The 14451-nt window shown below is 71.4% G+C and carries 9 protein-coding genes; 2 read left to right on the top strand and 7 right to left on the bottom strand.

From position 1 onward, the window contains the following. Positions 1–116: 116 nt before the first annotated feature. The gene (locus DEP02_RS15145; protein ID WP_112467851.1) at positions 117–1043 is read right to left on the bottom strand and encodes a proline dehydrogenase family protein; all 927 of its coding nucleotides are present in this window, start codon (positions 1041–1043) and stop codon (positions 117–119) included. A gap of 160 nt (positions 1044–1203) precedes the next feature. Between DEP02_RS15145 and DEP02_RS15140 the strand changes: the two genes are divergently transcribed. Then, on the top strand, positions 1204–2562 hold the full coding sequence (locus DEP02_RS15140) for a PucR family transcriptional regulator (RefSeq protein WP_112467850.1): 1359 nt from the start codon (positions 1204–1206) through the stop codon (positions 2560–2562). A gap of 389 nt (positions 2563–2951) precedes the next feature. Here DEP02_RS15140 and serA read toward each other — a convergent pair whose 3' ends face one another. From serA to DEP02_RS15110, 6 genes are all read right to left on the bottom strand, one after another. Continuing rightward, complete coding sequence (gene serA, locus DEP02_RS15135; RefSeq protein WP_112467849.1) at positions 2952–4541, bottom strand: phosphoglycerate dehydrogenase; 1590 nt, start codon at positions 4539–4541, stop codon at positions 2952–2954. A gap of 481 nt (positions 4542–5022) precedes the next feature. After that, entirely contained in the window at positions 5023–6021 is a 999-nt protein-coding gene (gene ilvC / locus DEP02_RS15130; RefSeq protein ID WP_112467848.1) for a ketol-acid reductoisomerase, read from the bottom strand. Between the two features lie 118 nt (positions 6022–6139). Next, positions 6140–6664 (bottom strand): acetolactate synthase small subunit, encoded by a 525-nt coding sequence (ilvN, locus tag DEP02_RS15125; protein ID WP_112467847.1) that lies wholly within the window; start codon positions 6662–6664, stop codon positions 6140–6142. A gap of 19 nt (positions 6665–6683) precedes the next feature. Further along, on the bottom strand, positions 6684–8531 hold the full coding sequence (locus DEP02_RS15120) for an acetolactate synthase large subunit (RefSeq protein WP_198668448.1): 1848 nt from the start codon (positions 8529–8531) through the stop codon (positions 6684–6686). Between the two features lie 332 nt (positions 8532–8863). Further along, positions 8864–11899, bottom strand: coding sequence for a putative bifunctional diguanylate cyclase/phosphodiesterase (locus DEP02_RS15115; protein WP_438947763.1), 3036 nt, complete (start codon positions 11897–11899; stop codon positions 8864–8866). A 375-nt stretch (positions 11900–12274) separates the two neighbouring features. After that, the gene (locus tag DEP02_RS15110) at positions 12275–13225 is read right to left on the bottom strand and encodes a 2-hydroxyacid dehydrogenase (RefSeq protein WP_112467845.1); all 951 of its coding nucleotides are present in this window, start codon (positions 13223–13225) and stop codon (positions 12275–12277) included. Positions 13226–13303: 78 nt separating this feature from the next. Here DEP02_RS15110 and DEP02_RS15105 point away from each other — a divergent pair, with 78 nt between their 5' ends. Beyond that, the gene (locus tag DEP02_RS15105) at positions 13304–14302 is read left to right on the top strand and encodes an aldo/keto reductase (protein WP_112467844.1); all 999 of its coding nucleotides are present in this window, start codon (positions 13304–13306) and stop codon (positions 14300–14302) included. The last annotated feature ends 149 nt before the right edge of the window (positions 14303–14451 follow it).

Genomic DNA, 14451 nt, shown 5'->3' with positions numbered 1-14451 from the left:
AGCGGACGAAGAAGCGCAGGTTCGCCGGCTTCTCCGCGAGCCGCCTCATGCTGTGCCTTCCCGGGGGACGACCCCCGGATCCCCGGCAGCGAGTACCGCGGCACAGCCACGTTGCGTCAGCCACGGCTGATCATGCTCCGCAGGAAGAAGCGCAGGTTCGCCGGCTTCTCCGCCAGCCGGCGCATGAAGTAGCCGTACCAGTCGGTGCCGTAGGCGGTGTAGACGCGCATGCGGTGGCCCTCGGCGGCCAGCCGCAGGTGCTCGTCGCTGCGGATGCCGTAGAGCATCTGGAACTCGTACTCGGCCGGCTTGCGCCGGGCCTTGCGGGCGAGTTCCTGGGCGATGCTGATGATCCGCGGGTCGTGGGAGCCGATCATCGGGTACCCGTCGCCCTCCATCAGGATGCGCAGGACACGGACGTACGCCTTGTCGATCTCGTGCTTGTTCTGGTAGGCGACCTCGGCGGGCTCCTTGTAGGCGCCCTTCACCAGGCGCACCCGGCTGCCGTTCGCGGCGAGGCGGCGGGCGTCGGCCTCGGTGCGGAAGAGGTAGGCCTGGATGACGCAGCCGGTCTGCGGGAAGTCCTTCCGCAGCTCCTCGTGGATGGCGAACATCGAGTCGAGGGTGGTGTGGTCCTCGGCGTCCAGCGTGACCGTCGTACCGATGGCGGCGGCGGCCTCGACGACCGGGCGGACGTTGGCGAGGGCCAGCTCGTGGCCGTTCTCCAGCGCCTGGCCGAACATCGACAGCTTCACGGACATCTCGACCTTCGGGCCGAGCTCAAGGTCCTTGATCCGGTCGATCAGCCGCAGGTACGCGTCGCGTGCGGCGGCGGCCTGCTCGGGGGTGGTGATGTCCTCGCCGACCACGTCCATGGTCAGCTCCAGGCCCCGGCCGGTCAGGTCCTCGATGATCGGGACGATGTCGGCCACGGTCTCACCGGGAATGAAGCGGTCGACGACCTGATTGGTCACCGGGGCCGCCGAGATCAGGCGTCGCATCCGGTCGCTGCGCGACGCGGCAAGAATCACGGGACCCAGCACGGGGCACCTCCAAACAAGCCGAACACGGCCGAAACCCGACGATTCGGGGCGGCACGGAGAACCACCGTGAAAGTAAAGGATTCCTCAGATCGTCGGCCATCGACAGCTGTCACGCATCCGTGCCCTGGTTCTCAGACAGTTGTATGAAGACCCTGGGAACATGCGGGAGAATGCCCGCGTGAGGGTCGATGGCAAGGGTGACTACCAGGAACTGGTCGACGAGATCTCGGAGCTGCTCGGCGCTCCGGCCACGCTGGAGAATCGGAACTTCGAGCTGATCGCCTTCGGCGCCTACGACAGCGAGGGCGACCTGGACCCGTCGGCCCTGGACCCGGTGCGCACCCGCTCGATCCTCACCCGCCGCTCCACGGCGGCGGTCCGCCGCTGGTTCGAGGGCTTCGGCATCACCCGCGCGACCGGGCCGGTGCGGATCCCGCGGACCGTGGAGGCGGGCGTGTACCGGGGGCGGATCTGCCTTCCGGTACGCCATCGGGGTGTCGTCCTCGGCTACGTCTGGCTCCTGGACTACGACCCGGGGCCCACCGAACAGCAGCTGGACGCCGCCATGCGGGTGACCGCGCGGATCGGCGCCCTGCTCGCGGACGAGGCCCAGCACGGCGCGGACCTCACCCGGGAGCTGCGGGCGGTGCTGACCGCCGAGCGGGGCTGGCCGCGGGACATGGCGGTGGCGGAGCTGCGTACGGCCCTGGGGGTCCGCGCGGACGGCCCGCACACGGTGGTGTGCGTGGCCCCCTGGCCGTCGGCCGACCCGGACGACGCCCCGTCGGTGCGCACGCTGCCGGGCGCGAGGGCGCTGTGCACGGTTCCCTGGGGGACCACGGACCAGAGCCTGGCGCTGCTGGTCCGGCTGCGCTCCACGGACACACTGACCCCGGCGGTGTCGGCGGCGACGCGGCTGCTGGAGGAGGCCGGCGGGACAGGGCCGGCCGACGGCGCGGGTACCTCCCCGGTGGGGACGACGGGCCCGCACGCCACCCCGAGCGGGACAACCGGCCGGGACAGCGGCGTCGGCCGGGGCGCTGCCGGGGGTGCGCGCGATGGCGCACGAGGCGAGAGCACCGTCGCGGCAGGAGGTGCCGCTACTGGTGCGGTCGCCGCCGGGGTCTCCGCCGCCCGGGTCGGGCTCGCCGAGCTCGGTACGGCCTGGGCGGAGGCGTCGGCGGCCGCGCGAGCCGCGCTGGCGGAGCCGCGGCTGGGTCCGGTGGCTCAGTGGGCGGCGATCGGGCCGTACCGGCTGCTCACCGGCCTGCCGCCGGAGGCCGCCCACGACCCCGCCCTGCACGACCTCCTCTCCCCCGCCCACCGGGAGCTGGCCCGCACCGCCGAGGTCTACCTCGACTGCGCGGGCCAGGCCGGCCGCACCGCCGCCGAGCTGGGCATCCACCGTCAGACCCTCTACTACCGCCTGTCCCGGGTGGAACAGCTCACCGGCCTCGACCTGGACGACGGCGAGGACCGCCTGCTGCTGCACATGGCGCTGAAGGCGGCGCGGCTCTAGTGCCGCGACAGGCAACGTTCGCCCCGTCGCGACGCCCGGCACGCTCCCCCAAGCTCTTCGAGCAGGGGGGACCCCCAGAGCACGCACCGGACGCCGCTCCTTGACGGGCAAACATTGCCTGCCACGGCACTAGGAATCCCGCAGGCCCTCGGTGAGCGCTCCGGCGAGCCGGGGGCGCAGCACCGCCCGGCACGCGCGGGTGCGGCGGTCCTGTTCCTGGCGGCGGCCGGGGCGTCAGCGACGCTGCGGCGGACCCGGGTCAGTGCCTGGGAGCCACCCACAGCACAGGAAATCGCCGGACAGGCTGCTGGAGCCCGTCCGGCGATTGAGGACGAGGCCGTTCAGGCCGAAGCAGGGGTCCGGGGGCGGCGGCCCCCAGGGACGGCAGCCTAAACGAGGTCCACCAAACGAGCAGACGTCGCCCCGATCTCCTCGGCGACCTCCGCGAGCACCTCGGAGGGCACCGTGTCGTCGACGGTCAGCACCGCCAGTGCCTCACCGCCCGCCGTCGCGCGCGCGACCTGCATACCGGCGATGTTGATGCCGGCCTCGCCGATGATCCGGCCGACCGTGCCGACGACGCCGGGACGGTCCTCGTAGCGCAGGACGACCATGTGGTCGGCGAGCGCGAGGTCGACGTCGTAGTCGCCGACCGCGACGATCTTCTGCAGGTACTTCGGTCCGGCCAGCGTGCCGGAGACGGCCACCTCCTCGCCGTCGGCGAGCGTGCCGCGCACGGTGACGACGTTGCGGTGGTCGGCCGACTCCGAGCTGGTGGTCAGGCGCACCTCCACGCCGCGCTCCTGGGCGAACAGGGGCGCGTTGACGTAGGACACCGTCTCGTCGACGACGTCCTCGAAGACGCCCTTGAGCGCGGAGAGTTCGAGCACCTTCACGTCGTGCTGGGTGATCTCGCCGTAGACCTCGACGTCGAGGCGGACGGCGACCTCGCCCGCGAGCGCGGTGAAGATGCGGCCGAGCTTCTCGGCGAGCGGCAGGCCCGGCTTGACGTCCTGGGCGATGACGCCGCCCTGGACGTTCACCGCGTCCGGGACCAGCTCACCGGCGAGGGCGAGGCGCACCGACCTGGCGACCGAGATGCCGGCCTTCTCCTGGGCCTCGTCCGTCGACGCGCCGAGGTGCGGGGTGCAGACCACCTGGTCGAACTCGAACAGCGGGGAGTCCGTGCACGGCTCCTTGGCGTACACGTCCAGGCCGGCGCCCGCGACGCGGCCCTCCTTGAGCGCCGAGTACAGCGCGTCCTCGTCGACGATGCCACCGCGCGCGGCGTTGATGATGCGCACGCTCGGCTTGACCTTGCGCAGCGCCTCGTCGCCGATCAGGCCGGTCGTCTCGGAGGTCTTGGGCAGGTGGACGGTGATGAAGTCGGAGACCTCGAGCAGCTCGTCCAGGGTCAGCATCTTGACGCCCATCTGCGCGGCCCGCGCGGGCTGCACGTAGGGGTCGTAGGCGACGATCCTCATGCCGAAGGCGGACATGCGCTGGGCGACCAGGGCGCCGATGCGGCCGAGGCCGACGACCCCGAGGGTCTTCTCGGCGAGCTCGACGCCGGTGTACTTGCTGCGCTTCCACTCGCTCTTCTTCAGCGCGGCGTTGGCCTGCGGGATGTTGCGGGCGGTGGCGACGATCAGACCGCAGGCCAGCTCGGCGGCGGTCACGATGTTGGAGGTCGGGGCGTTGACGACCATCACGCCGGCCTTGGTGGCGGCGGAGACGTCGACGTTGTCCAGGCCGACGCCGGCGCGGGCGACGACCTTGAGCTTGTTCGCGGCGGCGATGGCCTCGGCGTCGACCTTGGTGGCCGAGCGGATCAGGATCGCGTCCACGTCGGCGATGGCGGGCAGCAGTTCGGCCCGGTCCGCGCCGTTGCAGTGCCGGATCTCGAAGTCCGGGCCGAGCGCGTCGACGGTGGCGGGCGACAGCTCTTCAGCGATGAGTACGACGGGTTTCGAGCTCACGTGAGTCCTCACAAGTCCAAAGCATGCGGACGGCCGTCCCGACGGCCGCGGGCGGAGGAGGGCGCGGCGCCGGGGACGTGTCCGTGACTTCCTCGGTGTCGCTGGGCCGCGTGGAAGACGCACGACGCTGTGGGCCTGACGCGTGTGTGCAGCAGTGTATTGACCTCCTCTCCCACACGAGCGTGGGAGATTCCCGTCTGCCGACCGGTCGTCCGGTGCGACTCCGGAGGGTTCCTGGTTCCTCCCCGCGAGAGCGGGGACTGCACGCATTGCCGGGCAACTGCTCGGCCTTACACGCGCTCCGCAGGCATTTACCCGCACCGTTGCCGTTACGGGGCCCCCGGTCCGGGGGTGGGTGGTTCAGGCCGATCGTATCAGCGTCGACGGTGCCGTCCTGTGCCTCCGTGGAAGGTTCACCCATCCGTGGCTGGACGGGATGAACAAGGGCCGGAGCACCTGCTCCGGCCCCTTGTCCTGAGGCCTACGCTTCCTCGTTCACCCAGCTCATGAGCTTGCGCAGCTCCTTGCCGGTGGTCTCCAGCAGGTGCTCGGAGTCCTGCTTCTTGTACTCGTTGTACTTCTTCAGACCGCCGTGGTACTCGTCCATCCAGTTACGGGCGAAGGAGCCGTCCTGGATCTCGGAGAGGACCTTCTTCATCTCGGCCTTGGTGGCGTCGGTGATGATGCGCGGACCGGTGACGTAGTCGCCCCACTCGGCGGTCTCGGAGATCGACCAGCGCATCTTCTCCAGACCGCCCTCGTACATGAGGTCGACGATCAGCTTCAGCTCGTGCAGGCATTCGAAGTAGGCGATCTCCGGCTGGTAGCCCGCCTCGACCAGGGTCTCGAAGCCGGCCTTCACCAGCGCCGCGGTGCCACCGCACAGGACGGCCTGCTCGCCGAAGAGGTCGGTCTCGGTCTCCTCGGTGAAGGTGGTCTTGATGACGCCGGCGCGGGTGCCGCCGATGCCCTTGGCGTACGACAGGGCGAGCGCGAAGGCGTTGCCCGAGGCGTCCTGCTCGACGGCCACGATGCAGGGAACACCGCGGCCCTCCTCGTACTGACGGCGCACCAGGTGGCCCGGGCCCTTCGGGGCGACCATGCAGACGTCCACGCCGGCCGGGGGCTTGATGAAGCCGTAGCGGATGTTGAAGCCGTGGCCGAAGAACAGCGCGTCGCCGTCCTTCAGGTTCGGGGCGATGGACTCCTCGTAGACCTGGGACTGGATCGGGTCCGGGACCAGGATCATGATGACGTCGGCCTCGGCGGCGGCCTCGGCCGGGGTGACCACACGCAGGCCCTGCTCCTCGGCCGTGGCCTTGGACTTGGAGCCCTCGTGCAGACCGACCCGCACGTCGACACCGGAGTCGCGCAGCGACAGGGCGTGGGCGTGACCCTGGCTGCCGTAGCCGATGACCGCGACCTTGCGGCCCTGGATGATGGACAGGTCGGCGTCAGCGTCGTAGAACAGCTCGGCCACTTTGGGTTCTCTCCTTGTGTGCGGGTTGTGCGTCCCACCGTATGACGGTGAGGGGACGGAAAGTCTCGGAGTCTCGGCATCCGGGCGGCCGGTGTCACCCGGCCGCCCGCACACCGGGTTATGCCGAACGGTCCAGGGCGCGCAGCGACCGGTCCGTGATCGAACGGGCGCCGCGTCCGATCGCGATCGTGCCGGACTGGACCAGCTCCTTGATGCCGAACGGCTCCAGCATCCTGAGCATGGCGGCCAGCTTGTCGCTGGCCCCGGTGGCCTCGATCGTGACGGCCTCCGGGGAGACGTCGACGGTCTTGGCGCGGAACAGCTGGACGATCTCGACGATCTGGGAGCGCGTCTCGTTGTCGGCGCGCACCTTCACCAGGACGAGTTCGCGCTGCACGGCCTGCGAGGGCTCCAGCTCGACGATCTTGAACACGTTGACGAGCTTGTTGAGCTGCTTGGTCACCTGCTCCAGCGGGAAGTCCTCGACGCTGACCACGATGGTGATGCGGGAGATGTCGGGGTGCTCGGTGACGCCGACCGCGAGGGAGTCGATGTTGAACCCGCGGCGGGAGAACAGCGCGGCGATCCGGGCGAGGATGCCGGGCGTGTTCTCGACGAGGACCGAGAGGGTGTGCTTGGACATGTTCTCACTCAGCTCTCTGTCAGTCGTCTTCGTTGTCGCCGAAGTCGGGGCGGACGTCCCGGGCGGCCAGGATCTCGTCGTTGGAGGTGCCGGCGGCCACCATCGGCCACACCATCGCGTCCTCGTGGACGATGAAGTCGACGACGACCGGGCGGTCGTTGATGGAGTTGGCCTCCTCGATGACCTTGTCGAGGTCGTCGGGGGACTCGCAGCGGATGGCGTAGCAGCCCATGGCCTCCGACAGCTTCACGAAGTCGGGGACGCGGGTGCCCCTGGCCTCCGGGTTGACGTCGTCCGGGCCGGAGTGCAGGACCGTGTTGGAGTACCGCTGGTTGTAGAACAGGGTCTGCCACTGGCGGACCATCCCGAGGGCGCCGTTGTTGATGATGGCGACCTTGATCGGGATGTTGTTCAGGGCGCAGGTGGTGAGTTCCTGGTTCGTCATCTGGAAGCAGCCGTCGCCGTCGATCGCCCAGACGGCCCGGCCGGGCTGTCCGGCCTTGGCGCCCATGGCGGCCGGGACGGCGTAGCCCATGGTTCCGGCGCCGCCGGAGTTCAGCCAGGTGGCGGGCTTGTCGTACTGGATGAAGTGCGCGGCCCACATCTGGTGCTGGCCGACGCCGGCCGTGAAGATCGTGCCCTCGGGGGCGAGCTGTCCGATGCGCTCGATGACCTGCTGCGGGGACAGCGAGCCGTCCTCGGGCTGGTCGTAGCCGAGCGGGTAGGTGTCGCGCCAGCGGTTGAGGTCGTTCCACCAGGCGGTGTAGTCGCCGCGGTGGCCCTCGGCGTGCTCCTTCTGCACGGCCTGGACCAGGTCGGCGATGACCTCGCGGGCGTCGCCGACGATCGGCACGTCGGCGGCGCGGTTCTTGCCGATCTCGGCCGGGTCGATGTCGGCGTGGACGATCTTGGCGTACGGGGCGAAGCTGTCCAGCTTGCCGGTGACGCGGTCGTCGAAGCGGGCTCCGAGGGCGACGATCAGGTCGGCCTTCTGCAGCGCGGTGACGGCGGTGACCGAACCGTGCATGCCCGGCATTCCCACGTGCAGCGGGTGGCTGTCGGGGAATGCGCCGAGCGCCATCAGGGTGGTGGTGACGGGCGCTCCGGTGAGTTCCGCGAGGACCTTCAGCTCGGCGGTGGCGCCGGCCTTGATGACGCCGCCGCCGACGTAGAGCACGGGCCGCCGCGCGGAGGTGATGAACCTGGCCGCCTCGCGGATCTGCTTGGCGTGCGGCTTGGTGACGGGCCGGTAGCCGGGCAGGTCCATGGCCGGGGGCCAGGAGAAGGTGGTCTTCGCCTGGAGGGCGTCCTTGGCGATGTCGACGAGGACGGGGCCGGGGCGGCCGGTGGAGGCGATGTGGAACGCCTGCGCGATCACCCGGGGGATGTCCTCGGCCTTGGTGACCAGGAAGTTGTGCTTGGTGATCGGCATGGTGATGCCGACGATGTCCGCCTCCTGGAAGGCGTCCGTGCCGATCGCCGAGGACGCGACCTGGCCGGTGATCGCGACCAGCGGGACGGAGTCCATGTGGGCGTCGGCGATCGGGGTGACCAGGTTGGTGGCGCCGGGCCCGGAGGTGGCCATGCAGACGCCGACCTTGCCGGTGGCCTGCGCGTAGCCGGTGGCCGCGTGGCCGGCGCCCTGCTCGTGCCGGACCAGGACGTGGCGCACCCGGCCGGAGTCCATCAGCGGGTCGTAGGCGGGAAGGATCGCACCGCCGGGAATGCCGAATACGGTGTCGGCGCCGACCTCCTCGAGAGAGCGAATGAGGGACTGCGCACCCGTGACGTGCTCGGGTGCGGACTGGTGTCCTCCGGATCGGGGCCGCGGATGCGGGTGAGGGGCCCCGGTGGCCTGCTCGGTCATCGGCATTCTCTTCTCGATGCTGAGGGTTTTTGCGAGGATTGAGAGAGTCGTGGAGTTGCACGATCGATGCCCGTGCAACAAAAAACCCCTCGTGCCGCAAGGCAAGCGAGGGGAGCGCGCCGGTGAAGGTCGCTGGGCGTTCCGGATCGTCGTCCGGTGGGTCCCAGCTCAGCCGACGCGCTGTCCAATTACGAGAATTCGGGTGCGCATGGCATTGACCCTCCCTCCGGCACACACCCGATGTCAAGTGGGTGGGACACGCGTCTCACTATGTGGTCCCAGGACGGTCGCGTTGTGCGAGCCCAGGACGGCCGTGCCGCCGAGAACGACCGTCACCCCGCCGGCGCACACCCCGTGCCCCCTCCGGCGAACGCCGGTTCGGCCGGACCGTGCGGCACCGGACAGTGGCCGCGGGTGAGCGCCCGGCGCAGCCGGTGCTCGTCCAGCGGCCCCGCGAGCGCCATGCCCTGCCCGTGCGTGCAGCCCATCGCGCGGAGAGCCACGACCTGCTCGGGCAGGTCCACACCGTCGGCCACCGACTGCAGCCCAAGGTCGGTGGCGATGCGCAGCAGCCCACTTGTGATCTTGTGCAGCCGGGCGGACTCGACAGCGCCCTCGACCAGGCCGCGGTCGATCCTGAGCACGTCGACGGGGAGCCTTCTGAGGGCCGTGACGGCCCCGTGGCCGCTGCCGAAGCCGTCCAGCCCGATCCGCACGCCGAGCCGTCTGAGCGCGGCCAGGCGCCGCTCCAGCTCGTCCAGCGGCACTCGTGGGTCGATGTCGGACAGCTCGATCACCAGCGCCCCGGACGGCAGCCCGTGCCGGGTCAGCAGGGCCTCCACGGAGCCGGGCGGCAGCGAACGGTCCACCAGACGGCGGGCACCCGTCCGGACCACCACGGGCACGGTCGGTCCCGTCGCGGCGCGCTCGGCGGCCTGCTCGACCGCCTTCTCCAGCATCCAGCGGCCCAGCTCGGCGGTCCTGTCGCTGTCCTCGGCCACCCGCAGGAACTCCGCGGGCGTGAACAGCACCCCCTGGGAGGAGCGCCAGCGCGCCTGGGCGGCGACCGAGGTGATCCGGCCGTCCTCCAGGCGGACCACCGGCTGGTGCAGCAGGGTGAACTCGCCGTGGTGCAGCGCGGACCTGAGCCGGGTGGCCAGCTCCGCCCTGCGGACGACGTCCTGCTGCATCTGCGGCTTGTACAGCTCGACCCGGCCCTTGCCGGCCGCCTTGGCCCGGTACATGGCGAGATCGGCGTTGCGCAGCAACTCCCCCGCGCCCAGGCCCGGTTCGGCGAAGGCCACACCGATGGAGGCGGCGACACGGGCCTCGTCGCCGTCGATGAGGTACGGCTGCGACAGCGTCATCCTGAGGCGGTCGGCGAGCTCCAGGATGTTCCTTTCGCGGGCGGCGCGGTCGCGGGTTCCGTCCCCGACGATGAGGGCCGCGAACTCGTCGCCGCCGAGCCGGGAGGCGGTGTCGCCGTGCCGGACCGCCTCCTGGAGTCTGCGGGCGGCCTGCACGAGCAGTTCGTCCCCGGCCTGGTGCCCGATCGTGTCGTTGACGGCCTTGAAGCCGTCGAGGTCGATGAAGAGCACGGCCGTGCCGCGGTCGGTCGAGCGGCGGCCGGACAGGGCCTGCTGCACGCGCTGGGTGAACAGCACGCGGTTGGGCAGGTCGGTGAGCGGATCGTGCTCGGCGTTGTGCTGGAGCTGCGCCTGCAGGCGCACTCTCTCGGTCACGTCCCGGCTGTTGAGGATGAGGCCGCCGTGGTGGCGGTTGACGGTCGACTCGACGTTGAGCCAGCCGCCGTCGCCGGACCGGAAGCGGCACTCGATGCGCGTGGTGGGCTCCTGCAGGGGGCTCGCGACCAGGAAGCGGCGCACCTCGTGCACCACACAGCCCAGGTCCTCCGGGTGGATGAGGCTGGCCAGCTCGGTGCCGACCAGTTCCTCCGCGGGCCGCCCGTACACCCCGGCGGCGGCCGGGGAGACGTACCGCAGGATGCCGCTGGGCGCGGCGATCATGATGACGTCGCTGGAGCCCTGCACCAGGGAGCGGAAGTGGTTCTCCTGCTGGGCCAGTTCCTGGGTGAGGGCGATGTTGTCGCGCAGCACGATGCCCTGGCGCACGACGAGGGCCAGCACGACGGCGCACGCGGTGATCAGCACCACGCGGTCGACGCTGTGGCCGTTGAGCACGTTGTAGAGGACCCCCAGCGTGCACACGGCGGCGGCGAGGTACGGGGTGAGGGCGGCGAGGGGCCGGCTGCTCGGGTACCGGTCGTGGTCGCCGCCCGGCGCGAGCGGCGGGGGGTGGGCGGCGCGCGCGGTCGGGGGCCGGTCGGGCACGTCCTCGTGCACCACATGGCTGTGCCCGCCGGTGTGCCCGTGCGCGTCGGCCACGCGCGTGTGGCCGACGGTGGCGTGGTCCGCCTCGCGCGGGTCCGCCTCGCGCCGGTCCGCGTCGTCGTGCCGGTCCGCGTCGTCGCGCCGGTGCGTCCCGTGCCCCTCGGCGGTCGTCTGTCCGGAGCGGGGTGCGGCCCAGGGGGCGTACGCCAGGAGCAGTGAGCCGGCGAACCAGCCGGCGTCGAGCAGTTGCCCGGAGCGGTAGCTGTGGTGCAGCAGCGGCGAGGTGAACAGGGCGTCGCACAGCACGGTCAGGGCGAGCGCGCCGATCGCCGTGTTGACGGCGGTGCGGTTGACCGCGGAGCGCCGGAAGTGCAGCGCGAGCACCATGCTGACCAGGGCGATGTCCAGCAGCGGGTACGCCAGCGAGAGCGCGGTGTGCGCGACGCTCGGACCGTCGAACCTGGCCGCCTGGGCCAGCGCGATGCTCCACGACAGTGTGAGCAGCGAGCCCCCGATCAGCCAGGCGTCCAGCGCCAGGCACACCCACCCGGTCTTCGTCACCGGCCGTTTGGCGAGCACCAGCAGGCCGACGATCGCGGGCGGCGCGAAGCACAGGAAGAACAGGTCGGCGTAGCTGGGGCTGGGCACGGACCGGCCGAGGACGACCTCGTACCACCCCCAGACCGCGTTGCCCAGGGCCGCCATCGCCGAGGAGAGGGCGAACAGCAGCCAGGCGCTTCGAAACCGGACGCGGCGGTTGCGCGCGTACAGGGCGCAGGAGACGGCGGCCGTGCCGGCCGCGGCGCTCAGCCCGAAGTCCCCCATGACGAGCGCGACCTCGGGCGAACCCCAGCCGCACGCGGAGCCGACGGCGTATCCCGCGCACACCAGCGCCAGCAGGAGTTGCGGAGCCAGTCCCGTACGGCCGACGGCCGGCGGCCGGGGCAGCGGCGTCCCCCGCGAAGACGCAGTCCGCAGTGCGCCGTTGAACGCGGTCAGGGTGGTCGGCGGGCTCACCGGGGCCTCCTGGTCCGCGCTGCCGGGTCCTGGGGATCCCGGTGCGCCGGGTGCGCGTGCCTCCGGCGGCCGCCGGGCCTGCGGTGGTGGTGATGGCTGCCGTGATGGCCGCGTCTGTGCGCGGCCGTGCGCCAGGGCCTTTGGTGGCGGCCCCGCCGCGTCGGATCGTTCGTCCATAGGCCGTGCATCGCCCGTCGCCCCCCTCACAGTCTGAAATGTCCGTCCCCGGCGCCGAACGGTCCGCGGCGCAGCCCCTGTCGGGACGATACACCAGTACCGTCACTCAGGGACATAGCTTCTCTACGCTCCGTGACGATCGGCGGGGGTACGGGTACGCGTCGCACCCGATGGGTTGCGGACGGTACCCGAAGCGGACTACGCGCTTGCCGCGCCCGTCGTCAGGATCACGTTGGCGAGCGGCTCCTGGTTCACGAAACGGCGCAACTGGCCCGTCAGAAGCCGCTTCGCGCGCGGCAGGAAGGCGGACGTGGGGCCGCCGACGTGGGGGCTGATCAGTACGCCCGGCGCGTGCCACAGGGGGTGCCCCGGGGGCAGCGGCTCGGGGTCGGTGACGTCGAGGGCGGCGGTGATGCGGCCGCTGTCCAGCTCGGTGAGCAGCGCTTTGGTGTCGACGATGGGTCCGCGCGCGACGTTCACCAGCAGTGCGCCGTCCTTCATCCGGGCGAGGAAGCCGGCGTTCACCAGCCCGCGCGTGGACTCCGTCAAGGGCGTGGACAGGACGACGACGTCGGCATCCGGGAGCAGGGAGGGCAGATCGGTGAGCGGATGCACCGGACCGCGCGCTGTGGTGCGCCCGGAGCGCGCCACGCGCGCCACCCGCGCGAGCTCGAAGGGCGCGAGCCGGTCCTCGATGGCTGCGCCGATGGAGCCGTAGCCGACGATGAGCACGTTCTTGTCGGCGAGGGCGGGATGGAAACCTCCCTGCCACTCGCCCCGGTCCTGGGCCCGTACGAAGTCGGGAATGCCGCGCAGCGAGGCCAGGATGAGCGCCAGGGCGAGCTCGGCCGTGCTCGCCTCGTGCACCCCGCGCGCGTTGCACAGCCGCACGCCCGGGGGCAGGTGCCGCAGGCCCGCCTCCACGTGGTCGGTGCCGGCGGACAGCGTCTGTACGACCCGCAGGGAGCTCATCTGCGGCATGGGGCGTACGCCGATGTCGCTGGGCTTCATGTACGGCACGACGTAGAAGGCGCAGTCGGCGGGGTCCGCGGGGAACTCCTCGGCGCCGTCCCAGAAGCGGTAGGCGGGCCCCTGCGGAAGTCCCTCGATCTCGTCCGGCGGGATGGGCAGCCATACGTCAGCAGTCATGGTCAGGAGGCTATGCCAGGGGCGTGGGGAGGCAGAGGTTAGGTTGGTGGATCCCGAGAGAGGGAGGGTTACGGCCAAGTGGAGCGCAGGACGATCGGCGCGGCGGCACTCACGGTGGGGGCCGTAGGACTGGGGTGCATGCCGATGAGCTGGGCGTACAGCGCGTCGCGGCAGCGGGGGGCGGAGTCGCTCAGGGCCGTGCACCGGGCGCTGGATCTGGGCTCGACGCTCCTGGACACGGCCGACATGTACGGCCCGTTCACCAACGAGCTGCTGGTGGGGCGAGTGTTGAAGGAGCGGCGGTCCGACGCCTTCGTCTCGACCAAGGTCGGTCTGCTGGTGGGTGAGCAGCACACCGTGGCCAACGGGCGCCCCGGCTATGTGAAGCGGGCCTGCGACGCCTCGCTCCGGCGGCTGCAGACGGACGTGATCGACCTCTACCAGCTGCACCGCGCCGATCCCGAGGTACCGGTCGAGGAGACCTGGGGGGCGATGGCGGAGCTGGTGCGGGCCGGGAAGGTGCGGGCGCTGGGGCTGTGCGCGGTGGGTGCGCGCGGCGGGCGCAGGTCCGGGTCGCGGCTGCACGACGGAACGATCCGCCGGCTGGAGCGGGTGCAGCAGGTCTTCCCGGTGAGTGCGGTGCAGGCCGAGCTGTCGGTGTGGTCGCCGGAGGCGCTGGAGTCGCTGCTGCCGTGGTGCGAGGCGCGCGGGGTCGGCTTCCTGGCCGCGATGCCGCTCGGCAACGGCTTCCTGACCGGCACGCTCGTCCCCGGCGAGGGCTTCGAACCGGACGACGTACGCGCCCGTCATCCCCGGTTCACCGCCGAGATGATGGCCGCCAACCAGCCGATCGTGGCCGGCCTGCGGCGAACGGCCGAGCGCCACGGCGGGGACGTCACCCCCGCCCAGGTGGCCCTGGCGTGGGTACTGGCCCAGGGACGCCACGTGATCCCGGTACCGGGCACCAAGCGGGAACGCTGGGTGACGGAGAACGCGGGCGCGGCGGCACTGCGCCTGACACCGCAGGACCTGACAGAGCTGAGCCGGCTGCCGGCGGCACGGGGGTCGTGGGACTGAGAGCGCGCGACGCCAGGCGCGGACGAGGGGCCGACGGACGCCGGCTCGGCGGACGCCCGGCCGACGGGTGCCGGACCGGCAGGCACCCGGCTCAGCGGACGCCCGGCCGACGGGCTCGGGCCGGCAGGCACCCGGCTCAGCGGACGCCC

Source organism: Streptomyces triticisoli (assembly GCF_003270085.1).
In the GTDB taxonomy this organism is placed as follows: Bacteria; Actinomycetota; Actinomycetes; order Streptomycetales; family Streptomycetaceae; genus Streptomyces; species Streptomyces triticisoli.
The sequence above is the reverse complement of the archived record's forward strand: the minus strand, read 5'-3'. Positions and strand labels throughout refer to the sequence as shown.